General features: G+C 70.3%; 24 protein-coding genes. 13 read left to right on the forward strand and 11 right to left on the reverse strand.

Going from position 1 to position 22,724, the window contains the following annotated elements:
• Positions 1-408: 408 nt before the first annotated feature.
• From ISU10_RS00645 to ISU10_RS00655, 3 genes are all read right to left on the reverse strand, one after another.
• Positions 409-1,611, reverse strand: a complete 1,203-nt coding sequence (locus ISU10_RS00645) for a PucR family transcriptional regulator (protein ID WP_228499007.1) — start codon at positions 1,609-1,611, stop codon at positions 409-411.
• Positions 1,612-1,799: 188 nt separating this feature from the next.
• Positions 1,800-2,627, reverse strand: coding sequence for a slipin family protein (locus ISU10_RS00650; RefSeq protein WP_370864481.1), 828 nt, complete (start codon positions 2,625-2,627; stop codon positions 1,800-1,802).
• 40 nt (positions 2,628-2,667) lie between these two features.
• Positions 2,668-3,039 carry a DUF488 domain-containing protein gene (locus ISU10_RS00655; RefSeq protein WP_194694425.1) on the reverse strand — a complete coding sequence of 124 codons (372 nt, stop codon included), beginning with the start codon at positions 3,037-3,039 and terminating at the stop codon, positions 2,668-2,670.
• Between the two features lie 415 nt (positions 3,040-3,454).
• Here ISU10_RS00655 and ISU10_RS00660 point away from each other — a divergent pair, with 415 nt between their 5' ends.
• The 7 genes from ISU10_RS00660 to ISU10_RS00690 all read left to right on the forward strand — a co-directional run bounded on the left by ISU10_RS00660 (position 3,455) and on the right by ISU10_RS00690 (position 10,105).
• A complete protein-coding gene (locus tag ISU10_RS00660; RefSeq protein WP_194694426.1) occupies positions 3,455-4,153 on the forward strand; it encodes a hypothetical protein in 699 nt (232 codons plus the stop codon).
• Positions 4,154-4,255: 102 nt separating this feature from the next.
• Complete coding sequence (locus ISU10_RS00665) at positions 4,256-4,729, forward strand: hypothetical protein (RefSeq protein ID WP_194694427.1); 474 nt, start codon at positions 4,256-4,258, stop codon at positions 4,727-4,729.
• Entirely contained in the window at positions 4,726-5,385 is a 660-nt protein-coding gene (gene folE, locus ISU10_RS00670; protein WP_442417783.1) for a GTP cyclohydrolase I FolE, read from the forward strand. The genes ISU10_RS00665 and folE overlap by 4 nt, the downstream gene beginning before the upstream one ends.
• Positions 5,382-6,611, forward strand: a complete 1,230-nt coding sequence (locus ISU10_RS00675) for an NAD(P)/FAD-dependent oxidoreductase (protein ID WP_194694428.1) — start codon at positions 5,382-5,384, stop codon at positions 6,609-6,611. The genes folE and ISU10_RS00675 overlap by 4 nt, the downstream gene beginning before the upstream one ends.
• A gap of 32 nt (positions 6,612-6,643) precedes the next feature.
• Positions 6,644-7,771, forward strand: a complete 1,128-nt coding sequence (gene tal / locus ISU10_RS00680) for a transaldolase (RefSeq protein WP_194694429.1) — start codon at positions 6,644-6,646, stop codon at positions 7,769-7,771.
• Between the two features lie 11 nt (positions 7,772-7,782).
• Positions 7,783-8,259 (forward strand): hypothetical protein, encoded by a 477-nt coding sequence (locus ISU10_RS00685; protein WP_194694430.1) that lies wholly within the window; start codon positions 7,783-7,785, stop codon positions 8,257-8,259.
• 13 nt (positions 8,260-8,272) lie between these two features.
• Positions 8,273-10,105 (forward strand): glycoside hydrolase family 15 protein, encoded by a 1,833-nt coding sequence (locus ISU10_RS00690; protein WP_194694431.1) that lies wholly within the window; start codon positions 8,273-8,275, stop codon positions 10,103-10,105.
• 2 nt (positions 10,106-10,107) lie between these two features.
• Here the strand turns inward: ISU10_RS00690 and ISU10_RS00695 are convergent, their stop codons facing one another.
• From ISU10_RS00695 to ISU10_RS00705, 3 genes are all read right to left on the reverse strand, one after another.
• The gene (locus ISU10_RS00695; RefSeq protein ID WP_194694432.1) at positions 10,108-11,040 is read right to left on the reverse strand and encodes a patatin-like phospholipase family protein; all 933 of its coding nucleotides are present in this window, start codon (positions 11,038-11,040) and stop codon (positions 10,108-10,110) included.
• Between the two features lie 81 nt (positions 11,041-11,121).
• On the reverse strand, positions 11,122-11,868 hold the full coding sequence (locus ISU10_RS00700; protein WP_194694433.1) for a hypothetical protein: 747 nt from the start codon (positions 11,866-11,868) through the stop codon (positions 11,122-11,124).
• Complete coding sequence (locus tag ISU10_RS00705) at positions 11,865-12,554, reverse strand: hypothetical protein (RefSeq protein WP_194694434.1); 690 nt, start codon at positions 12,552-12,554, stop codon at positions 11,865-11,867. Before ISU10_RS00705 ends, ISU10_RS00700 begins: the two co-directional genes overlap by 4 nt.
• Before the next feature lie 59 nt (positions 12,555-12,613).
• On the opposite strand from ISU10_RS00705, the gene ISU10_RS00710 reads away from it, so the two are divergent.
• Positions 12,614-13,273, forward strand: a complete 660-nt coding sequence (locus tag ISU10_RS00710) for an RNA polymerase sigma factor (protein WP_194694435.1) — start codon at positions 12,614-12,616, stop codon at positions 13,271-13,273.
• Complete coding sequence (locus ISU10_RS00715; protein WP_194694436.1) at positions 13,270-13,503, forward strand: hypothetical protein; 234 nt, start codon at positions 13,270-13,272, stop codon at positions 13,501-13,503. The genes ISU10_RS00710 and ISU10_RS00715 overlap by 4 nt, the downstream gene beginning before the upstream one ends.
• On the opposite strand, the gene ISU10_RS00720 is transcribed toward ISU10_RS00715, so the two are convergent.
• Positions 13,500-13,745 (reverse strand): hypothetical protein, encoded by a 246-nt coding sequence (locus ISU10_RS00720; RefSeq protein ID WP_228499009.1) that lies wholly within the window; start codon positions 13,743-13,745, stop codon positions 13,500-13,502. The genes ISU10_RS00715 and ISU10_RS00720 overlap by 4 nt on opposite strands.
• 84 nt (positions 13,746-13,829) lie before the next feature.
• On the opposite strand from ISU10_RS00720, the gene ISU10_RS00725 reads away from it, so the two are divergent.
• Positions 13,830-14,528, forward strand: coding sequence for a helix-turn-helix transcriptional regulator (locus ISU10_RS00725; RefSeq protein WP_194694437.1), 699 nt, complete (start codon positions 13,830-13,832; stop codon positions 14,526-14,528).
• Between the two features lie 305 nt (positions 14,529-14,833).
• Positions 14,834-15,079 (forward strand): hypothetical protein, encoded by a 246-nt coding sequence (locus ISU10_RS00730; RefSeq protein ID WP_194694438.1) that lies wholly within the window; start codon positions 14,834-14,836, stop codon positions 15,077-15,079.
• A gap of 96 nt (positions 15,080-15,175) precedes the next feature.
• Here the strand turns inward: ISU10_RS00730 and ISU10_RS00735 are convergent, their stop codons facing one another.
• Entirely contained in the window at positions 15,176-16,822 is a 1,647-nt protein-coding gene (locus ISU10_RS00735; RefSeq protein ID WP_194694439.1) for a hypothetical protein, read from the reverse strand.
• A gap of 195 nt (positions 16,823-17,017) precedes the next feature.
• On the opposite strand from ISU10_RS00735, the gene ISU10_RS00740 reads away from it, so the two are divergent.
• Positions 17,018-18,403, forward strand: a complete 1,386-nt coding sequence (locus ISU10_RS00740) for an MFS transporter (protein WP_194694440.1) — start codon at positions 17,018-17,020, stop codon at positions 18,401-18,403.
• On the opposite strand, the gene ISU10_RS00745 is transcribed toward ISU10_RS00740, so the two are convergent.
• Positions 18,378-20,066, reverse strand: a complete 1,689-nt coding sequence (locus ISU10_RS00745) for a PucR family transcriptional regulator (RefSeq protein WP_194694441.1) — start codon at positions 20,064-20,066, stop codon at positions 18,378-18,380. The two genes, ISU10_RS00740 and ISU10_RS00745, sit on opposite strands and share 26 nt — an antisense overlap.
• Before the next feature lie 85 nt (positions 20,067-20,151).
• Here ISU10_RS00745 and ISU10_RS00750 point away from each other — a divergent pair, with 85 nt between their 5' ends.
• Positions 20,152-20,604, forward strand: coding sequence for a GlcG/HbpS family heme-binding protein (locus tag ISU10_RS00750; RefSeq protein ID WP_194694442.1), 453 nt, complete (start codon positions 20,152-20,154; stop codon positions 20,602-20,604).
• 40 nt (positions 20,605-20,644) lie between these two features.
• Here the strand turns inward: ISU10_RS00750 and ISU10_RS00755 are convergent, their stop codons facing one another.
• Together ISU10_RS00755 and ISU10_RS00760 are read right to left on the reverse strand one after the other, a co-directional pair.
• Complete coding sequence (locus ISU10_RS00755; protein ID WP_228499011.1) at positions 20,645-21,127, reverse strand: RidA family protein; 483 nt, start codon at positions 21,125-21,127, stop codon at positions 20,645-20,647.
• Positions 21,117-22,724 (reverse strand): gamma-glutamyltransferase family protein, encoded by a 1,608-nt coding sequence (locus ISU10_RS00760; RefSeq protein WP_370864484.1) that lies wholly within the window; start codon positions 22,722-22,724, stop codon positions 21,117-21,119. Before ISU10_RS00760 ends, ISU10_RS00755 begins: the two co-directional genes overlap by 11 nt.

Below are 22,724 nucleotides of genomic sequence, written 5' to 3' on the forward strand. Positions count from 1 at the left end.
TCATTGGCAACGAGCTCATTCGCGACCAACTACGTGAGAGCGCGCCAAGGACTTCCGGGAAGCTGGGAATGTCCGACTCCGTCCCGGGGCCGACGCGGTCAGGGATCTCCGGTGATGCCGGTCCGGCTGGTAGTGCGCGCGTGAGTGTCATCGGGGGTTCCCTTCGGGTGGGCAGTCGCGCACGACGTCGACGAAGTCGCGGGATGGTGTCACCACCACTGCGTGTGGACTGTCCCGAGCTGGGTTTCAGCCTGCCCCGCGACGACGTCGTCCCGTCATGGCCGGGACCGGCGAAGTCCGGCTACCGGCCGTTGCCAGTGATCGGCAACCTGGTCCGCTACCGGCCCGCAGCGGTACCGCGCTCGGCCCCGCGGCACTGACGACGGCGAGCGTGCCGGCTTGCCATCGTCACGAGCTGGCAGCGGAGTCGGGGATGTATCGCTCTGGCCAGTCAAGCAGCTTCGCACCGAGGACGGCGGTTTGCAGGGTGTAGCGATGCGCGGGGTCCAGCGGGTCGAAGCCGGTCAGCGACCTGACCCGGTCGAGCCGGTAGGTCACGGCCCGCACCGAGAGATGGAGCCGGGCCGCGGCTGCCGTCGCCACGCAACCACAGTCGAAGTAGGCAGCCAGGGTCTCCACCAGCGGACCCGCGCCGCCGCGGGCCTGGCGGAGAGGGTGAAGCACGGAGTAGACCAGGTCGTTCAGCGCGGGTTGGTCCCGGGCGAGCACCCGGTAGGTCAGCAGGTCCCGTGTCTCGACGATCGGGCTGTCCAGGTGCATCCGGGCCGCCATGGTCAGTCCTTCGCGAGCCTCCTCGTAGGAACGGGCGATCCCGTAGGCACCCGGGTGCGCACGACCGATCGCGACCCGCCAGGGGGACCCACGCCGCAGGCGGCTGAGCTCGCTGTGCACGGTTTTGCCGAGGCTGCCGGTCGTCGCTAGACCCATCGAGGTGTCTGGCGCTCCGGTCACCTCAGCGAGGGCAATCACCACGACAAGCCCTTCCTTGGTGGCCACCAGCACGTCCCGGTCGCCGAAGCGATCCAGGACGACTCGTTCGAGGGCGCTGGTGGCGGCCGCGATCGAGGGAAGTCGCTGCCCCGGTAGGGCGAGGGCGACCTGATGGGCACGGGTCAGGTCGAGGCCGAATGGCTCCGCTCGCTCCACCAGCTCGCTCAGGTGGGCGTCGCCGCGCAGCAGGTCGTCGACGAGATCTCGTCGAACAGTCTCTTCCTTGCGGATGAGCTCGCGGCCCGCCTCGGCATGGCCGTCCGCGAAGGCCGCCACCGCCTCGTCCAAGACCTCCAGCACCGCCTCAGCAGCTGCCCGTACGGCGTTCCGGTCGCGCTGACGGACGATCGCCGGAAGCTCAGCCCAGACGCGACGCGCCGCCGAGAGGTAGAGGTCGACGCCCCGCCCCACGGGCACGCCTGATTCCGCGGCTCTACGGCCCTGCAGTCGGACCGCTTCGATCTCTGCTCGCTTCGGAGCCCGGCCGATCGTTGCGGCGTCGACCAGCATCGGCAAGTAACCGGCGAGGAACTCGGGCGACACCCCTCCGGAGTCCTTGCTGGCGCCTTCGGGGACACCGGCCAGCCAGGCCTCTTCCATGGCTGAGGGCTGCGTGGTTGCCGCCTTGGGGTTCCTGCTGGATCCACCATGCTTCACGTGCTCGTCCATTCATCGCCGCTGTTCGCCCATTAGTACACCCGGGCAATCGCAGTCAGGCGGTCGAGGTACAACAAATGCGCGGACGGCTCAGCCGTACTGCCCCGGCATGAAACCGAGCGGAGACCGCTCTAGCGGGGCAGAGTCTGCTCGGGTAGACGTAGTGCGCTCACCATGGGCTTGGGAACCACGATGGGGCCATCCACGGGATCGGTCGGTGGGTCAATGCTCTGCGGGGTCTCGGTCTGCGCTGGCTGGGAGGGGGTGACTCTCTCCAGGAAGCGAAGCAGCTCGACCGGGAACGGGAGCACGAGCGTCGAATTCCTCTCGGCGGCAACCTCGACGACCGTCTGCAGCAGCCGCAGCTGCAGCGCCGCTGGGTGCTCGGCCATGACCTCGGCGGCCTGCGCGAGCTTCTCGGAGGCCTGGAGCTCGCCGTCTGCGGTGATGATGCGAGCGCGTCGTTCGCGTTCGGCCTCGGCTTGGCGCGACATCGACCGCTTCATGGTGTCGGGCAGGGAGACGTCCTTGATCTCGACGCGGTCGATGTGCACGCCCCACCCGGCAGCCGGGCTGTCGATCATCAGCTCCATGCCCTGGTTGAGCTTCTCGCGGTCGCCCAGAAGATCATCGAGGTCGCTCTTACCGATGATGGACCGTAGCGACGTCTGCGCGACCTGCCCGATCGCCGCGAAGTAGTCCTGCACATCGACCGCCGCCCGTAGCGGGTCCATCACCTTGAAGTAGACGACCGCGTCCACCCGTACCGTGATGTTGTCGTGGGTAATGCCGTCTTGGGCCGGGACCGGCAGGGTGATGATCTGCATGTTGACCTTCTGGAGCCGGTCCACGATGGGGATCAAGACGGCGAGGCCCGCGCGGAGAGGCTTCGGACGCACCCTCCCGAATCGGTAGACGACACCTCGTTCGTACTCCTTGACCACGCGGAGGCTGGTCACGGTATGCCGCCTCTTCTTGCCGAGCCTCGGCAAGCAGGACTCACTGGCCGGAGACGCGCAGCAGCTCGGCAAGTACTGCTGCCTGGCTCAGGTCGAGGTGTTTCGTGGCGGTGAGCAAGGTCAACCGCTCGTGGGAAGCCATCAGCCGGAGACGTCGTAGCGCGGAGGCTTGCTCGGGCTCGCGGAGCTCCGTGCGGTAACGAGAGCCGAACTCTTCGAATTTCTCGGGGTCGTGTCCGTACCACTTGCGCAGCGCGTCGGACGGGGCAACCTGGGTGCACCATTCGTCGAGCTCGGCACGCGCCTTGCTCACTCCCCTTGGCCATCGTCTATCCACGAGGACGCGGATGCCATCGTCATCCGCCGGGTCGTCATAGATCCTTCGCAAGCGCACATCTGGTTTCTGTGTCACCGCTCGCCTCCTTGATAGGCCTGTCGGGTCTCTCCGCGGGGCACGCCAAGAGCGCCGCCCCGGGGCAGGATGTCGCGCTATCGCGTGCGATTCACCGGTCGTCGTCGGTCGAAAGCTGACCCGCCCGCTGCCGAGCGTCAGCAACCCGCATCGTGCTGCTCCAACCTCACGTGGATCTGGACCTGGCGGGGCTGGCCGCTGAAGGCTTTCTGGGCGGAGTCGCTCCGCCCAGCCCCTACCGGCGGTTGCCGGTTACCGGCAAGACACCTCGCGCATTGTCGGCCGAAGCCCGGCGATGACGGAGCCTTCTCGCCGCGCCATCGTGGACTGACTCACCTCGAACGCTCTCATCTCGATCGTTGAGCGGCCGGCTCGGGAGGTCATGGGTGTGTCATCACGGAAGGAGGCGGATGCGATGGAGATCTATCGGGTCCTGTGGCTGAGTGTCTGCGTCCCTTTGGGCGCGATCGGCGCCGCCGTGGGCCTCGTGGTGTCACCGGCGGCTGTGGTGTTCTTGTTCATCGTCGTCGGGGCCGTGGGCAGCGTCACGTTCTGCCTTTTCGATGCTTACTGGGAGCGCAGCACAGCAGGTCGGCTGCGGCTCTTGGCCGGCGGGGCACTGGTCGCGGGGACCGGCGTCGGTGCCTTCGTCGGGTACGCGTCGCTCCTGGGTCCGGGTGTCCTCCTGCTCGCAGCCGTGGTCCTGGCGGGATCGCCGTACGCGGTGAAGGCCGCCGGTCGCTGGTTCAGATCGTTCCGCACACCGTCGACGGCTCAGCTCGACGCCGTGGCGCGTGCCTTTGCCTACGCCAGCCCCGAGTACGCGCAGTTCCGAGCGCCGGTACGCGATCTCACCGATGAGCAGCTCTGCAAACGGTGGCGAGCCAGCTACCGGGCTTCCCAGCGGCAACAGTCGTCAGCCGTGAAGCTGATCGCGGGCGTCGCGGAGCGGCAGATGTACCTCGAGGAGCTCGAACGCCGCAACAGCAGTGGGTTCGCGGCCTGGCTGGCCGCAGGCGCCGAGGCGGCGGAGGACCCCCTGCCGTACCTCAACGGGGACCGAGTCGACGCCCCGGCCGTCGACTGGGACGAGCTGACTCGCGGACAGGGCTAGGCCGTCACCGCCACCGCCAAATCTCTAACGGACTCAGGCATTGACGAAACAAAGCGTCAGGTCTAACGTCCGAATCATCCTCTTTTAGAAAGGCTGAGGTCCATGACCATCACCCGCTACTTCTCGGCACCCGCCGCACACGGCGAGGCAGGCCCGACCGGCGCCCGACAGGCCTACCTGATGCTGCGCACCGTCTTCACCATCGCGCCCATCGCCTTCGGGCTGGACAAGTTCTTCGACCTCCTCACCGACTGGGAGCAGTACCTGGCTCCCTGGATCAACGACATCGTCCCGGGGTCTGCGCACCAGGCCATGCTGGCCGTCGGCGTGGTCGAGATCCTGGCGGGCGTCCTGGTGGCACTACGTCCGGCCATCGGTGCCTATGTAGTCGCGGCGTGGTTGCTCGGCATCATCGTCAACCTGCTCAGCATCGGTGACTACTACGACATCGCACTGCGCGACTTCGGCCTCCTGGTCGGCGCCCTCGCGCTGGCGCGCCTCGCCGCTCCTGGCCCCTCCACACCCGGCCGTCCGGCGCGGGTCACCGACAGCGGGCAGAACAAGGACGAGCGGTGACCCAACAGCGCGCGCTGGACGCACCGGCCTCGGGCGCCACGGCCACCGTGCTGACGTGGCGCTCGCCGGTGACGCCAGCGGCCTCCCCCATCGACCTGGTAGCGGCCGAGAAAGCTGCCGCCGACCTGCTCCGAGCTCTCGGTCAACCCATCGGATCCGACGGCATGACCGAGACACCGCGCCGGATGGCCCACGCCTACGCCGAGATGCTCACCTCCGACAGCTTCGACTTCACCACCTTCGCCAACGCCGAGGGCTACGACGAACTGGTCGTCGTGGAGGACATCCCGGTCCGATCGGTCTGCGAGCACCACATGCTGCCCTTCACGGGCGTGGCCCACCTCGGCTACCTGCCCGCCGACCGGATCCTCGGCCTGTCGAAGCTCGCGCGCCTGGTCGAGTTCTACGCGCACCGGCCCCAGACCCAGGAGCGGCTGACCCAGCAGATCGCCGAGCACCTGGAACGCCACCTCACTCCCCGTGGAGTCGGCGTGGTGATCGAGGCCGAGCACACCTGCATGAGCCTGCGAGGGGTCCGCGCGGCGGGCACCCGGACGGTCACCTCGGCCCTGCTCGGCACGCTGCGCACCGACCCGTCCTCCCGAGCAGAGTTCCTCTCCCTGACCCGCGGCGCCGGCCGGGGGGGCCGACGATGACCGCCACGCAGACCTTCGTCATCGTCGGCGCCGGGCTGGCCGCCGGCAAGGCCGTGCAGGAGCTGCGGGAGAGCGGCTTCGACGGGCACCTGGTGCTCTACGGCGCCGAATCCCATCTGCCCTACGAGCGGCCGCCGCTGTCCAAGGGGTACCTGACGGGCGACGACAGCTTCGAGTCCGCCCTCGTCCAGCCTCCCGACTGGTACGACGCGCACGCCGTCGACCTGCGGCTGGGCACCCGGGTCGCCGCCGTCGACCCCGTCGCCCGCGCGGTGACCGCCGCCGGCGCCACCCAGCGCTACGACAAGCTGCTGCTCGCCACCGGTTCCCGACCGCGCCACCTGGCGATGGCCGACGACAGCGGCGCACCCGTCGCCTACCTCCGCACCGTCGAGGACTCCGACCTGATCCGATCGCGGCTGCGTGCCGAGCATCGACTGGTGATCATCGGCGGCGGATGGATCGGTCTGGAGGTAGCCGCTGCCGCCCGCCGCGCCGGCGCGCACGTCACCCTCCTGGAGGCCCTGGACCTGCCACTGGTCCGCGTCCTGGGACCCGAGGTCGCCCGCACCTTCGCGGCCCTCCACCAGGCACACGGCGTCGACCTGCGCATGAAAACCGTGGTCTCCAGCATCGAGGCCGACGGCGGAGTGGCGATCGTGACACTCGCAGACGGTTCATCGGTCGAGGCCGACCTGCTCGTGGTCGGGATCGGAGTGACCCCGGACATCACCCTCGCCGAGGCCGCCGGCCTACGCACCGACAACGGCATCCTCGTCGACCACCAGCTGCGCAGCTCCGAGCCCGACATCTTCGCGGCCGGCGACATCGCCAACGCCTACCACCCGCTGCTGGGCCGCCACGTGAGGGTCGAGCACTGGGACAACGCCATCGGCCAGGGAGTGGTCGCCGCGCAGAACATGCTGGGCAAGGACGTCTCCTACGACCGACTCCCCTACTTCTTCTCCGACCAGTACGACCTCGGCATGGAATACCTCGGCAACGTCGGACCGGACGGCTACGACCGCGTGGTCCTTCGCGGCACGCCCGACAAGGGCACCTTCACGGCGTTCTGGTTGCGCGAGGGTCGGGTCCTGGCCGGCATGCACGCCAACGACTGGGACGCCATGGACGCGATCCGACACATCGTCGGCGGACAGCGGCCGGTGGCCGGCCTCGAGGACGAATCCGTGTCACTGGCCCAGATCGCAGCGAACCTCGACTGAGGCCGCCGGCACAAGGAACAGGAGCAAGACCGATGGCGAGCCTGATCCGCCTCTACGACGAACAAGGTCAGAGCCCCTGGCTGGACAACCTCACCCGGGCCTCGCTTCAGGACGGCACGATGGCCGACCTCATCGCCCGCGGCGTGCGGGGAGTGACCGCCAACCCGACGATCGTTGCTAAGGCGATCGAATCCGACGCCTACGACCAGCAGCTCCACGACCTCCTCGCCGCCGGGCACACCCTGGAGGGCGCGTACTGGGAGCTCGCGATCACCGACGTCGTCGACGCGCTGGAGCTGCTGCGGCCCACCTACGACGCCAGCGAGGCCGCCGACGGGTTCGTCTCGATCGAGGTGGCGCCAGACCTGGCCAACGACACGGACGCCACCATCAAGGCCGCCCGGAGCCTGCACGAACGCATCGGCGAGCCCAACCTGCTGGTCAAGATCCCGGCCACCTCCGCCGGCGTGCCCGCCATCGAGGCCATGGTCGCGGAAGGCCGCAGCATCAACGTCACCCTCGTCTTCTCCCTGGCCCGCTACCGCCAGGTCCTCGAGGCCTACCTGTCGGGCCTGGAGACCCTGGCACGCCGCGGCCGAGACCTCTCCGTCGTCCGCGGCGTGGCGTCGTTCTTCGTGAGCCGGGTGGACACCGAGGTCGACCGACGTCTGGAGGCGATCGGCACCGACCAGGCCCTCGCACTGCGCGGCCGAGCCGCCGTCGCCCAGGCCAAGCTCGCCTACCGGCTCTTCTGCGAGGTCCACACCGGAGCTCGGTGGGAACGGCTGGCCGACCGCGGCGCACGGGTGCAGCGTCCGCTCTGGGCATCCACCTCGACCAAGAACTCCCGCTACCCCGACACCTTGTACGTCGACAGCCTGATCGGGCCCGACACCGTCAACACCCTGCCGGAGAGCACCATGGCGGCGTTCGAGGACCACGGCACCCTGGCCCGCACGATCGACGTCGACCTCGCGGCGTCCGAGCACCACATGGGCGCGCTGGCGACCGTCGGCGTCGACATGGACGACGTCGGCCGCACCCTGGAGCGCGAAGGCATCGCCGCCTTCCAGGCTTCGTTCACCCACGTCCTCGGCACGCTGGAAGCGAAGTCGCGCGCTGGATCGCAGGTCCGGTCGCAGTCACCGTCGCGCGGCTGAGGCGGACGGACGTGGACTGGGCTGGGTGGGCCGTGTTCGGGCTGCTGGCCACCGCCCTCCTCACCGGCCTGATGATCGCCGCCCAGCTGAGCGGGCTCAGCCGGCTGGACCTGCCCCTGATCCTCGGGACCGTCATCACTCCGGACCCCGACCGTGCCCGCGCGGCCGGTTCCCTCATCCATCTTCTCGTCGGCCAGGGCTTCGCCCTCGGCTACGCCGCCACCTTCGCACTCCTTGGCCAGGCGACCTGGTGGCTCGGCGGGCTGCTGGGCGTCCTCCATGGCGCCGTCGCCCTGACGGTCCTCGTCCCCATGCTGGTGGGCGTCCATCCTCGGATGGCGTCCGAGCGTGCAGGCCCCGCATCGACCTCGGTGCTGGAACCTCCGGGCCTGCTTGCCCTCAACTACGGCACGCAGACACCCCTGGTGACCTTCGCCGCCCACCTTGCCTACGGCATGTCCCTGGGTCTCCTCCTCGGCGCGCGATGAGGCTGTCGCCACGATGAGACCCCCGATCGAGGACTACGGACTGCTCGGCGACACCCGCACCGCCGCGCTGGTCGACTCCGACGGCTCGGTCGACTGGCTGTGCATCCCACGCTTCGACGGTCTGCCAGTGTTCGGCCGGCTGGTCGGCGGAGCGGCCGCCGGGAGCTTCCGACTTGGCCCACGACACCCCGCCGAGGTGGTGGCTCGCGGCTACCGCCCCGACACCGCCACCCTCGAGACGACCTGGCGGACCGACACCGGCCGGTTGACCCTCACCGAGGCCATGGTGGCCGAGGTCGCCGGACAGCTACTCCCCGCCACCATGCTGGTACGCCGGCTCAGCGCCCCCGACGGCCCGGTCGACGCCGTCATCACCTTCGACCCCCGACTCGGAGAGCGACGCCGAGCACCGCGGGCCGAGCACCGAGGCGAGGTCCTGGTCTGCATCTGGGGGACCCTGGCCGTGGCACTGCGCACCACGCCCACCGCAACCGTCCAGCCGGGGCAACCCACAGCGGTCACCGTCACCCCGCACCAGCCGTTCACCTGCGTGATGTCCGTGGCCCATCGCGAACCGCTCGTGTACCTCGACACGGACACGGCCTGGGATGCCCTCCAGGGCGACGAGGCACGGTGGCAGGCCTGGTGTCGCGACATCGACGACGCGATCCCCTACCGCGAGGCCGTCGTCCGCAGCCTGCTCACACTCCGCTTGCTGACCTACTCGCCATCCGGGGCGCCGGTCGCCGCACCGACGACCTCGCTGCCAGAGGTGCTCGGGGGCGTCCGCAACTGGGACTACCGGTTCGCCTGGCCTCGCGACGCGAGCATCGGCATCGACGCCTTCCTCGGGGTGGGCAAGCACGACGAGGCACGCGCATTCATGGCCTGGCTGCTCAGCGCCACCCGGCTCGACCGTCCCCGGATCCCCGTGCTGCTCACCTTGCACGGGAAGCACCCACGACCCGAGCGTGAGCTCGCCGGGTGGCCTGGCTATGCCGACAGCCCGCCGGTCCGGTCCGGCAACGCCGCGGCTGGCCAGCACCAGCTCGACGGCTACGGCTGGGTCCTCGACGCGGCCTGGCGGATGGGCCAAGCGGGCTACCCCCTGTACGCCGAGACGTGGCGCACCATGGCCGGCTTCGCCGACCGGGTGGCGGACCGTTGGCGCGAGCCCGATGCCGGCATCTGGGAGGTGCGCTCCGACACCGTGCACCACGTGCACTCCAAGCTGATGGCCTGGCTGGCCCTGGACCGCGCCCTGAGCATCGCCGCCCACCACCGGATGTCCGCTCGGCGCACCCGCCGGTGGCGAGCAGAACGGGCGGCGCTGCGCGAGGACATCGAGCAGCGCGGCTTCGACGAGAGGCGGGGCACGTACACGCGCAGCTACGGCTCGTCCGACACCGACGCTGCTCTGCTGGTCCTGCCGCAGCTGGAGTTCCACCCGGCCGACTCCGCCCGCGTGCGCGGGACCATCGACGCCGTCACCAGCGAGCTCGGGGCAGGATCACCGCTGCTCTACCGCTATCCGCCAGGACGCGACGGACTTCCCGGCATCGAGGGAGCCTTCCTGCCGTGCTCGTTCTGGCTGGTCCAGGCCCTGGCGCGCAGCGGACGCGTGACCGAGGCGGGCACGCTGTTCCGCGACCTCCTCGCGCTGGCCGGCTCCCTCGGGCTGTACGCCGAGGAGATGGACCCGGCAACGCGTCATCACCTGGGCAACTACCCACAGGCCCTGACCCACGCCGCCCTCGTCCAGGCGGCCATCGCTCTCCGTGCGGCAGGCACCGGACAGGCCGTCGACCCACGTGGCGCGGCCCCGATCGTGGAGGGCGCCCCGTGACATCAGGCTCGGTCCGGACTCGGTGCTCTCCGCAGGCGGCGGCCCGGGCGGTTCCGGGGCTCGTCGCCCATGCCCTCCGGGCGGTGGTGGTGCAGCGCGAGGAACCGCTCCGGGGCGGGGAGGTCGATGTCGCCGGAGCTGATCCACTCGAGACTGGTCCGCCGGCCGCGAGAGATGAGCTGGGCGGCGTGGCGGAAGTCCGCGGCCGAGACCGCCAGCGGGCACAGCGGCGGCAGGACCTTGATCTCGGCGGCTCCCTGCAAGCTGGTGACCTCGTGGATCAGACGCTGCGCGACCAGCATGGTCAACGAGTGCAGCGCCACACCCACCGCCGATGGCGGCGGTCGCAGCAGCGCGCACGGCGCTCCGGTGGGCAGGACGTAGACGAGCGTGGCGCCCAGGGCGATGGCCTGGGAGACGCCCGCGTGCAGCGCCACCGACCCGTCGACGAGGTGACGGCCGACGCTTGCGACCGGAGGCAGGATGCCAGGTATCGCCGCGCTGGCGAGGACGCCGTCGACCAGGTCGCCGGCCGAGATCAGCACCTCGTGCCCGCTGAGCAGGTCGGCGGCCACCAGGTGGGTCGGCACCCGTGCCTGTGTCAGGTCGTTGATGCCGGCGTACGCCCTGACGAGCCGTCGGAGGCCGGCATCCGAGGCCACGCCTGGGCTCCGGCCGGCCAGCCCCCGCAGGACTTGACGCGGATCGACCGGGAAGATGTCGCGACGACGCAGCCCGGTCCACGCGTCGGCGAGCTCGCCGAGCGAGTCGGGGGACATGCCGTGCCCGGCGACCCACGCGGCGTTCACGGCGCCGGCCGAGGTGCCGACCAGCAGGTCGGGTCGGACATGGTGCGCGGCGAGTGCCTGCAGCATGCCCACCTGTACGGCCCCGAGGCTGCCGCCTCCGGACAGCACGAACGCGGTGGTCGCCATGTCGTCTCCTCGATGACGAGGGTGGGTGAGGCCAGGCCACCAACGGGGTTTGGTGGCCTGGCCGGCCCAGAGGGTTGCTGGTCAGCGGGAGCTGAACCGCTTCGGGAAGGTGCGGATGATGCCGTTACTGAGCAGGTCGGCCATCTCCAGGATGTGGTGGTGGATCTCGTCGTAGTCGGCGACGCTGGCGGCGTACTGGCCGTTCAGCTCGTGCGCGGCCTCGGCGAGCGTCTGGTCGAGGTGTGCCGTCATGGCGGTCCGCATCGTGTCCTGGGGCCAGTACTTAGGGTTGGCGGCGGCGAGGAAGTCGGCGATCTCGTCGGAGTTGGCGTACCACCTGACGCGCGCCTCCTCGAACGCGGCACTGTCGCCGGTCTTGGCGGCCTGCAGCAGCTCGACGGCGATGCCGATGTGGCCGTTCAGCAGGGTGGTGAGCTGGTCGCCGGCGGCATCGCCGTAGAACGGCTTGATCGCGTCACCGATGTCCACCTGGTTGGCCAGCAGGCGTGCGGCGGTCGCGTCGAAACCGCTGGAGCCGTCGGCGAACGTGACGATCGCGAGCCGGGTCCAGGTGACGTGGTCCTCCCAGAGCTTGCGCATCTGGTCGTGGAAGGCGGACTGGGCGGTGCGATCGGCCGGGGTCGACGTCGAGACCGCGTGGGCGCTCGTGAGGTGCCCGCTGGTCGCACTGTGGGTGTGGCCGGGCTCGGTCGCCGACGCGTCGTGGTCGGGACCGACCGAGACGGTGGCAAGGGCGGCAGCCAGGGCAACCGTGCACAGCAGCGAGAGGAACCAGCCGCGCCGGGCGGCCAGGAGGTGGTGGGTCATGAACGACTCCGTCGGGTCGGGGGCCGCACCAGCGCCCAGGCGGCCATGAGCTCCATGCAGGAGACCACGGTGCCGAACGCGTCGAGAGGCTCCGGATGAACAGTCAGACCGGGGATACCGGTGGTGCGCGAGAGCGCGTAGGCGACGGCCACCCCGACCAGGAGCAGGGCGATCATCGTCGTGACGGTCGGGCCGGCGTCCAGCGCCAGCGCGACCGCGGCCGTCGCCAGCGCGACAGCCGAGACTGCGAACGCGACAGCCAGGCCGGCCGATTCGTGAGAGTGCGGCACCACGAGCGCCGCGTGGACCCCGGCCGAGGCCGCGCAGACGGACGAGCCGAAGACGACTGTGCGGGAGCTCGACCCGAGAGCGACAGTCCGGCCCGGCGTTCCGGAGCCGGAGGTCGTGGAAAGGGTCACGGCGATGTTGGTGTCGCGTCGCGACGAGTTCTTACCCGGTGCCCTCGAACAGGTAAGACCTCCTGTGCCGGACGACACCAACAAGACGTGACCGTCCACCATCCCCCAGACCTCGGCCGCCGCTGCGTCGACGACGGACCGCCGCTCGACGTACGAACCTGGCGCCGGTGCCGTCTGCTCGAAGCCGGCTTCCCCGCTGAGACCGTGGAAAGACTGGCCGCAGATCGTCGGTACGACCTGCACGCCCTTCTCGAACTCGTCGACCATGGCTGCCCACCGTCGCTCGCGGTCCGCATCGTCAAACCCCTCGAGACAGACCCCGCCCCATGACGCTCGACACCCAGGTGTTCGTCGTTGCCACCCCGACGTACGAGAACGAGGGCTGGGTGGCGGACCTTGCTGCCGGCGGGCCGCCCGGCGTGCTGGCGCAGCGGCGGCTCCACAGGCTGCTGGTGGGGGCGGCCCGCCGGCAGGTCTGGCGACTGCGCGACCTCCTGCCCGGAGCCGGGCCCGGAGACCTGGAAGACCTGGCCCAGCAGGCCGCCGACGAGGCCCTGGTCACCGTGCTGCGCAAGCTGGACGACTTCCAGGGACGAAGCCTCTTCTCCACGTGGGCCTACAAGTTCGGCGTCTTCCAGGCCGGGGTCGAGGTCCGCCGCCAGGCGTGGCGCAGCCGCGAGGTCACGCTTCCCGACCAGCTCACTGCCCTCGACCGAGGCCCTTCACCGGCCGACGTGGCCGAGGCCTCCGACCTGGCCCGCGCCCTCGAGGACGCCATCGCCACCAGCCTCAGCCCGCACCAACGCAGGGTCGTGCTGGCGCTGCTGGTCGACGATGTGCCGATCGACGTACTCGCCGAAAGGCTCGGCTCAACCCGCAACGCCCTGTACAAGACCCTGCACGACGCCCGCGCACGCTTGCGCCGGTCGCTGGTGACCCAGGGCTATCTCGACCCTCCCGACGACGAAAGGTCCAAGTCGTCATGACCAGCACCACGCGCCCGCTGACCGACGACACGGTCGTCCGCCTCCTGCTCGACACCGACCCCTACCTGTCCTGCGACGACTGCTTCGCCCAGCTGGACCAGTACGTCGAACGACGGGTACGCGAGCCGGGATACGAGGAACCGCGGATGCGAACCCATCTCGATGGATGCGGCGCCTGCGCCGAGGAAGCCGAGACCTTGCTCAGCCTGGTCCTCGATCCCCCGCGTTAGTCGGGCAGGTCGTCCTCACTGCCGCTGCGCTCGTTCACGACCGCCAACAGCTGCTCGTCCGCCGAGGTGAAGCGGTCCATCTCCTCGCCGGCGTCACAGGTGAACAACCCGACCGTCACCTGTTCCCCGTCACGGCCCAGCACCCGCCACACGCCTCCCTGCAGCTCCCAACGGAGCAGCATCGCGACCGACTCGGTGAGATGGGACGGGTCGGTCGTGCGTCGAGGCCTCACGTCTGCCATGAACACTCCCCCTTCCCTCTAACAGGGTACTCTGTCGACGTTAGAAACCCAGGCCGCGCGACGTCGACCCAGGATGGTGGAGCCATGGAGGACCTGCAGGCACAGGTGGCCAGCATCGGCGCGCTCGCCGAGCCGAGTCGGCTGGCCCTCTATCGCTATGTCGCCGGCGCCACCGAACCGGTGAGCCGCGAGCAGGCGGCGGCCGCAATGGACCTGCCGTTGCACTCGGTCAAGTTCCACCTGGACCGGCTCGTGGCCGAGGGCCTGCTCGAGGTCGAGTACCGCCGCCTCACCGGCCGCACCGGCCCGGGTGCGGGCCGCCCGTCGAAGCTCTACCGCCGCACGTCCCGCCACGTCTCGGTCTCGCTCCCCGAGCGTCGCTACGACCTCGCCGGCGAGGTCCTCGCTGCAGCCGTCGAGCGCTCGACGCGCGAAGGAACACCGATCGCCGAGGCTGTGCAGCAGGTGGCACACGCCACCGGTACTCGACTCGGCAGCGAGGCTCCGGTCCCTCGACGTCCACGCCGGGCAGAATCCACCGCGCGTCTGGTCGGCGTGCTCGGCGACCACGGTTACGAGCCCCGGCTGGTCGACGACGATGTCTGTCTGACGAACTGTCCGTTCGACCGACTCGCGACAGAACACACGGAGCTCGTCTGTGGCATGAACCTCGCCCTCGTCGATGGCGTGCTCGACGGCCTGCACATCGAGGGAATGTCCGCGCGCCTCGAACCACAGCCTGGATTCTGTTGCGTGAAGGTCGCGACGAAGTTCCCGGCCTGATTGCGTCTTCCCGGAGATCGAGGGTCCGTCGACGGGTCGCAGTGCAGTCACCGCAGTCCTGTCCAAGCTCAGCGACTGCTCGGTCGGGTGCACACGTCCCTTGAGATCGGTGCGGAGACCAGCCCCTCCGCCCGTCGTACGAGGCGGACGCACTCCTTCATTTGTGTGCGCCGGCGACCGAATCGTCAACCGTGGTCAGAAAGCACAAACGCCGCGGTGGGTGTTGGGCCACATGCCCATTCCGAACCGTGCGCTCCCGTCGCAGAGTGCGTTCACGGGAAGACCGATCTCTCCAGGAGGCACTCATGGCACAAGACCAGTCCGTAGCGCAGTACACCAGTGCGGCCGACGAGCTCGAGAGGGCGGTGGCTCACTACCGCGAAGCCGCTCGGCACTCCGCGCTGCGCGAGCACGTCAAGGCCGCGCACCACGCCCACATCGCGCGGGGCCACTTCCTCAACGCCCAGGCAACGGCGCACGACGCCGCCAAGTGGCACGCCGACAACTTCAGCGACACCGTGATGCAGGAGCACCCGGTGGTGAACGTCTGACCGGGGTCGGACGACACCACCAGCACGCCATCCACTGACACCGAACCCCGGTCCCTCGCGGGGGACCGGGGTTCGATGCGGGGTGGTGTCGTCGGGCTACATGACCAGCACGGCGACGATCGTGGCGAGGACCAGGCCGGTGACCACGGGGATGAAGCACCGTCTCGCGAGGTCGAGCACCGGCACGCGGGCGAATCCGGCGACCGCGATCAGCGACGACCAGGCGACGAGGGTGCCTCCACCGGACCAGATGTTGCCCATCTGCCCGATCGCGGCGAGCGTCTCGGGGTCCACACCGGTCACGTGGCCGAGCGTCCCCGCCAGCGAGCCGGTCAGCGGCAGGCCGGAGAAGCCCGACCCCTCGAGGCCGGCGATCATGCCGATGATGAGGATGCCGAAGGCTGTCACGAAGCTGTTCTGCGGGATGTGCTCCTGTCCGTGCAGGACGAGGTCGAACAGGAACGCCGGAGCGCTCGTGGTGCCGTCCTCGTTGGGGGCGATGCTCAGGATCCGGCCCGCGAAGTCACCGTTGCCGATGAAGAAGAAGCCGGCAATCGGAAGCACCACACCCATGGCCTTGAAGGCGAACACCAGGCCGTCGACCACGTGCTCGGCCGAGCGCTCCAGGAACGTGCTGCGGTTCTCGGCGAAGGCGGCGAGGAAGATGGTGATCGCCGCGATGCCACCCACGAGTGCCGCCGCGTCGCCGCCCTTGAGGCCGGAGTCGGTGCCGCTGCTCGAGATGCTGTAGATCAGGTAGATGATCAGCGCCAGGTAGGCCAGCGGCACCGCGACGGCGAAGACCGTCGACGCCCAGGCCGGTGCCTTGTTCACCGGACCCTCGTCGCCGGAGCCCGGCCGGCCCGAGAGACTGGGCCGCTCCCACTCGCTGGCGGAGTCCGGCTCGTGGGTAGCCGTGGCCGTGCCACCTGCCCCGATGCCGTCGGCACCCCCACGCCCGCTCTGGGCGGCCACCAGGGCGGCCGCCTCCTCGCGAAGGGCGGGGCCGTGCCCGATGGTCGGCGGGTCGTCGACCTCGGTCATCGCCAGCACCTTGGCCTCGACGTCGCCGGACTCCCACTCCTCGAGCCATTGGTGCGAGGGCTGGCGCATCCTGCGGATCTCGAGCACGTAGCCGATCACCAGAGCCGTGATCCCGACGATCAGGGACAGCACCATGGCGCGGTTGGCGACCTTGTCGGGGTCCACACCGGCGGCGGTGGCGGACAGGCCCGGGGCGACGCGGATGACGAAGTCGCTCGACAGCGCCATTCCCTGACCGGCCACGGCCACGGTGAACGCGACCGCCATGGGGCGAAGTCCCGCGGCGATGGCGACCGGGATGAGGACCGCGCCGATCAACGGCACGGCCGGTGTCGGCCAGAAGAACAGGGAGATGAGATAGGTGACCGCGGCCAAGGTCCAGAAGGCCAGGTGCCCGTTGCGCATCACCGGTCTGAACGGCGCGACCATCTTGGTGTCCGCTCCCAGCGCCTGGAGGGAGCCGAGCATGCCGGTCACGAGAGCGATGATCAGGAAGATGCTGAAGAGCTCCTGCGCGGCGACCAGGCTGGCGTTGAACACGCCGGCCAGTGCACCAGTGAGGCTCTCCTTGAAGGTCAAGGCTGTGAGGAACGTGAAGAACACCGCGGGAACCACGATGTTCTTGCGGGCGAGCATCGTCCCGAGAATCACAAGCACGCCGATGAGGTAGACCCAGTGGGCGGTGGTCAAGTCGTGCATGAAGCCTCCTGCGGCTAAGGATGCCTGTAGGTTGCTCGGCCCGGAGAGAGCCCTGCTACGTCGACAGTGCCCAACCCGCCACGCTCTTTCTGTGCAAGTTGTCCCTGACCGCCGGCTTGGGACCGAGGCGATCATGGTGATGCGATGACGGTGGCAGGCGCCGTCGTCGTTGCGAGTACTTCGAGGAGGCCAGGCTTGGCGTCCGGCGCAAAGGCACCCACGCGTGCGGCCGCCCGGGTCACCCTTCTCCTGGTGACCGTGCTGGGCACCATGTCCAACAACGTGGTCAACGTGCCGCTGCGGTCGATCGCCCGTGACCTGGACGCTCCCCTGTCAGCCGCCGTCTTGTGCGTGAGCGCCTTCGTCCTGGCCCTGGCGATCGCCATGCCGGTCGCCGGCTGGCTCGGCGATCGCATCGGGATGAAGCAGACGCTGGTGTGGTCGCTCGCACTGATGCTGACGTCGCAGTGCCTGGCCGCCCTGGCGCCGTCCCTTCCGGCGCTGGTCGCGCTGCGCGCCGTACAAGGCTTGGCGTGCTCCGCCGTGCCCCCCATGGTGATGGGCCTGCTGGGCATCTTCTACCCGGAGCGGCGGCTGGAGGTGATGGGCGCCTGGGCCGCCGCCAACGGGATCGGGCAGGCCATCGGCCCGCCTGTCGGCGGGTTGGTCAGCGACCTCCTCGGGTGGCGGGCGATCTTCGTCGCGATCGCGGCCTTCTGCGCCGTCGTGCTCGTCCTGACCTGGACGCTGGTCCCTCGTGTGCCGCACAGCCGCAGCCGCTTCGACCTCCGCGGGGCGGTGCTCCTCACCGGTGGGGTCGGCCTGGTCCTGGTGGCCGCGACGACAGTGAGCCAACGAGCGTCGGCCGTGCTGGCCGTCACTGAGGTCGCCTCGGGCCTGCTGATGCTGCTCGGGTACGTCCGGGTGTCGCGCGGACGCGCGACGGCGATGATCCCGCTCCCGGTGTTGTTCGAGAGCCGGTTCCTGCGCAGCGCCGCAGCTGCGTTCGGTCAGATGTTCTGTCTCGGCACCGTGCTGGTGGCACTTCCCCTGTTCTTCACCGGGCCGCTCGGCATGTCGGGTGCGGTGGCCGGCGTACTGTTCTTCGTGCTGCCCGCGATGATGGCGGTCTCGGCACCGGTCGTGAGCCGACTGAGTCGCGCCTTCGGGCCCCGGACCATGCTCCGGCTCGGGCTGCTCGTCCTCGTCGGCGGGGGCGGGGCCACCGGAGTGATCGCCGACGGCGGAGAAGGGACGGCCACCACCGTCGGGCTCACCGTCATGCTGGTCCTGCTCGGGTTCGGGATGGCGCTGGTGCAGACGCCGGCGGCGGCGGGCGCCACCAGCTCCCCGGCGGGTCGGTACGGCGCCGCGGTCGGCCTCTACAGCATGGTGCGGTTCTCCGGGTCGGCGGTCGCCGCCGCCTGGGTCGCGCTGGCGTACCCCACCGGCTCCATGGTCGCCCTGTTCCTAGCGTGCTCGTTGCTCGCGGCCCTGGCGCTGGCAGCGAGCTACCTCGGCCGTGACCCTGTCCCGACGATGACCTCGACGGGGGTCAGCCGCTCGACAGGTCGCGATTGACCCGCCGCGTGGTCTCGTCGAGGTCCGACAGCCTGATCGCCAACCAGACCCCAAACTGCATGTCGGGCTCCCGGAAGTCGCTCTGGAGCAGCCTGGTGATCCGGTCCAGCTTGTAGAGCATGGTGTTGCGATGCACGCTGAGCCGGCGCGCCGCCTCGTTGAGGTTGCCGCCGGCCTGCACGTAGGCGCGGGCCACCTCCACCAGGCTGCCGTCGCGCTCGTTGCGCAGCGGCTCGAGGATCTCGGCGGAGAACTCACGGCCCGCCTCCTGCTGGGCGAGCTCGAGCAGGACCGAGTCGACCCGGAGGTCGGCGAAGCCGCACACGTCGGTGACGTTGAGCCGCTGGCGGAGGTCGAGGGCGACCCGCGCCTCGCGGTAGCTCTCCACGATCGCGGCGGCCCCGGCCATCGGTCGGCCGTAGGCGACGAGCACGAACCGATGGCTGCGCTCGGAGAGCCGGCGGGCCAGCGAGGTGGCGTAGTCGCGAAGCTCCTCGGCGGCCGGGTCGCGCTGGCCGCGATGGGCCTCCGAGACCCTCCGGATCACTGCGATCACATCGCCCACCACGGCCGTCAGCGTCTCCTGACCCTCGCTCTCGAGGATCCGGGCAGCCTCGCGAGCCATGTCGGCCAGCTTGGTCGGTGAGTCGCCACGCGCAATCAGCCCGCCGCTGTGGGCGACCACCACCCCGTAGCGGGCATCGGCGTCGAACGCGTGGTGCGACGCGCGCGCGACCAGGTCGGCGTGGTTGGTGAACCGGCCATGGAGGAGGGCGTGCACGAAGTTGCCTCGGGCGCGTTCCTCGGCGCGCTCCAGGCCACGGATGCGCAGGAGCTCGGTGCCGACGATGGTCACGGCCTGCTCGACCGCAACGCGGTGCTCGGCCAGGTCGTGCTCGGTGAGCGCGGCCGTCGGGTCGATGAGCACGACCCAGCCCTCGCGCTGCTCCACGAGCTCGATCGCGCCGACGACGCAGGCGTACCTCTTCTCGCGCACGGCCAGCTCAAGCACTGCCACCCGGTGCGGTTCGGACCGGGTCGCGGCGAGAAGCTGCCGCTGCGAGGCCTTGACGGCGATGGTGACCGCGTGCGGGTCCAGACGTGCCGGACCGGGGTCGAAGGCGAGCAGGTGAAGGTTGTTGTCGAGCACGGCTACGCCACACCCGCTCATCCGCGCCAACCTGCTGCAGAGTGCGGTCAGGCCGGCACCGCGATGCAACAGATGGGCGAGCGAGGCGTGGACCCGCTGGCCGTACTGGAGCACATACGTCTGGTGGGCCAGCCCGAGGGTCGCCACGAGCTCGACGAGGGAACGCCTGCTCACCGATGCGGGGACCCACACGATCGGTGGCCCGTCCGGGCGGGCCATGGGTGTCTTGATGGCCTCGCTGCCCCGGACGAAGACGGCGGCGCACTCCGACTTCTGCAGTGCGGACCATCGACGGGAGTCCAGCTCGGCCTCGTCGGCGAGGGCCACGGTGGTGGACAGGTCCACACCCTGCTCCCCGAGGACGTCGCCGAGCGGATGGCACCACTGGACCGGCCGGTCGAGGAGCTGGTCTCCGGACAGGACGCGCGCGCCCTGAAGCAGCCGCTCTTGGAGCAGTCGTCCCAAGGTGAGCTCCGCAGGTCCGTCGCCCAGCGCAGCCACGGCGCTACTCACCTGTGCACCTTAGCCGAATCCCATGGCCCGGACCTGAGCAGACCGACCATAGGCGACCAGGGTTCCCGCTCCCCAGAATGGGCGTGTGCACCAGGTCTTCAGGATCACCCTCGACGACGCCCTTCCCGTGCTGGTCGCCGCGCGCGCCAAGGCCGACGAACTCGGCGTGAAACAGACGCTCTGCGTGGTCGACGACGGCGGCAACGTCGTGGCGCTGCACCGGCTGCCGGGTGCACGCCTCACCGGCGTCGACATCGCGATCGCCAAGGCGTTCACGGCCGCCGGGCACGAGCGGGCCACGCACCTGTTCAACGAGGCCCCGCACGGGCCGGCACTGCCCGGCAACGAGGCCTTCGGCATCAGCCACATGCTGCCCGGCAAGTTCGCGATCTTCGTGGGCGGCTTCCCGATCGAGTACGACGGCAGGATCGTCGGCGGCCTGGGTGTCTCGGGCGGAAACGGGGAGCAGGACAAGGCCGTGGGCGCCGCCGGCCTGGCAGGTTTCGCTGTGCACGTGGCGGAGCACCCGCCGACCTGACGGCTCCGGTCGCACCCACCTGACTCTTCTCACGACGAGCTCAGCCCTGCTCCACACTCGCGGTCAGGTCCAGCTCGACGCAGGCTCCGCCTGGTAGTGAGGTGACGCCGACCGCCGCCCGAGCCGCGACCCCGCGCTCGCCGAGCAGCTCGTGCAGCCGGGCTGAGGCACCGTCGGCGACGGCCGTGTGCTCCTCGAACCCGGGAGCGGCGTTCACGTAGACGGTCATGCGGAGCACCCGCCCGAGCCGCTGGCCCGGGCCGAGCACGGAGACCGCGGCCGCGAGGGCGTTGCCGACCGCGACGGCCGCCGCCTCCTGCGCCTCACGGAGGGTCACCCCGGTCCCGACCTGCCCGCAGTGCTGCAACATCCCGTCGAGTCGGGGCGTCATCCCCGCGGTCAGCAGCAGGCCGTGGTCGACCACGGCCGGGGCGTACGCACCTTGTGGCCGCGGCACAGGTGGCAGCCGACGGGCGAGCTCGGCCATCGAGGTGTCGGCGCGGGGTTCCTGCTCAGATCGCAAGGGCTGCTCCATCCATCCGGGGGTCGGCTGCGGCCTTCAGCACCCCGTGGACGGGGTCCCAGGCCACCACGCACGCGGAGCCGCCGGGCCCGCCGCGCTGCACCGGGAGCCGCTCGACCCGGTGCCCTCGACGCTCGAGTTCCTCCAAGGCGTCGGGGTCCAGGCCCTCCTCGCAGCGCACCACCGTGGGCGCGTCGAGGGTGTTCGCGTCCGAACCGGGGAACACCGTCACCCGCGGCAGGGACACCGCGCGCTGCGGGTCGTTGCCGTGGTCGAGGAGGTGACTGATCACCTGCATGTTCCACTGCACCTGCCCGTCCCCACCCGGACAGTTGCCGGCGGCGACGAGGTCGGAGCCTTCGTCGACGAGCCACGCGTTCAGCGTGTGCAGCGGCTTGCGGCGCGGTCGCACCTCGTTGGGGTGCCCGTCGAGGAGGTAGGCGCCTCGCCCGAGCCGGTTGTTGAGCAGCACGCCCGTGCCCGGCACGGTGACCCTCGAGCCGAAGGTGAAGGCCAGCGAGTGGATGAAGCTGACCGCGGTGCCGTCGGGGTCGACGCACACCATGGAGGTGGTGTCTCCCGCACCGCCGACGGGCGCGGACGTCGCCATGGTCCGACCGATCTCGTGCCGGGTGGCCGCCACCGCGTCGTCCTCCAGCGCCCGGCGCCACTCGTCGTTGTCGGCGCCGCAGTGCTCGAAGCGGTGCCGGAACGACGCGCGCGCGGCCTCGGCGAACCAGTGCACGGCCTCGGGACCGAGCTGGTCCAGCCGTCCCAGGGTGCCGTCCAGGATGCACGCCTGGTGCAGGACCATCCACCCCGCGGACGGCGGCGGGGTCTGGTGCAGCCGGCGGCCGGAGTACGTGGTCGTGATCGCGGGCTCGTGGGGTGCGTGCGCACCGAGCGCCCACTCCTCCCCCGAGAACGGGGCTCCGGAGTCGGCGAGGGACGCGACGGCCCGGTGAGCGAACCAGCCGGTGTAGAAGGCGTCGAGGTCGTCGGCGAGCCCGCGTAGCGTCGCACCGAGCTCGGGTTGTCGCACCAGCTGGCCGACCCGGGGAGGCGCGCCGCCAGGAGCGAAGACCGTGCGAGCGCCCGGGTTGCGGGCCAGTTCGTTGACCTGCTCGGCCACGTCGGCGCGCGTCTTGGGCGAGCAGGGCACGCCGTCCGTGGCGGCCTTGATGGCGGGCTCCCAGAGCTCCTTCAGGCTGCGGGTGGCGTGCGCGTGCAAGGTGGAGAGCACCGCTGGGGTGCCAGGCACAGCCACGGACAAAGGACCCGTGAGCGGCAGGCTGTCGAGGCCCAGGTCGCGGTAGAAGTCGGGCGTTCCCCCGTCCGGCCCGAACCCGCTGCCGTTGGACGTCCACGTCTCTCCCCCGGGCTCGCGGACGAGCACGAACGCGTCCCCGCCGATGCCGCACTGCCCGGGCAGCAGCAGCCACGACATCGCGGCCATCGCGATGGTGGCGTCGAAGGCGTTGCCCCCGGACGCCAGCACGGACGCGCCGACGTGCGAGACCAGTCGGTGGCTCGAGGAGACGGCCCCCCGGGTGCCCACAGCAGGCTGGGGGTCGGGACGGATCACCCGGGGGGCCAC

It is taken from the genome of Nocardioides agariphilus, from assembly GCF_015352445.1.
In the GTDB taxonomy this organism is placed as follows: domain Bacteria; phylum Actinomycetota; class Actinomycetes; order Propionibacteriales; family Nocardioidaceae; genus Nocardioides; species Nocardioides agariphilus.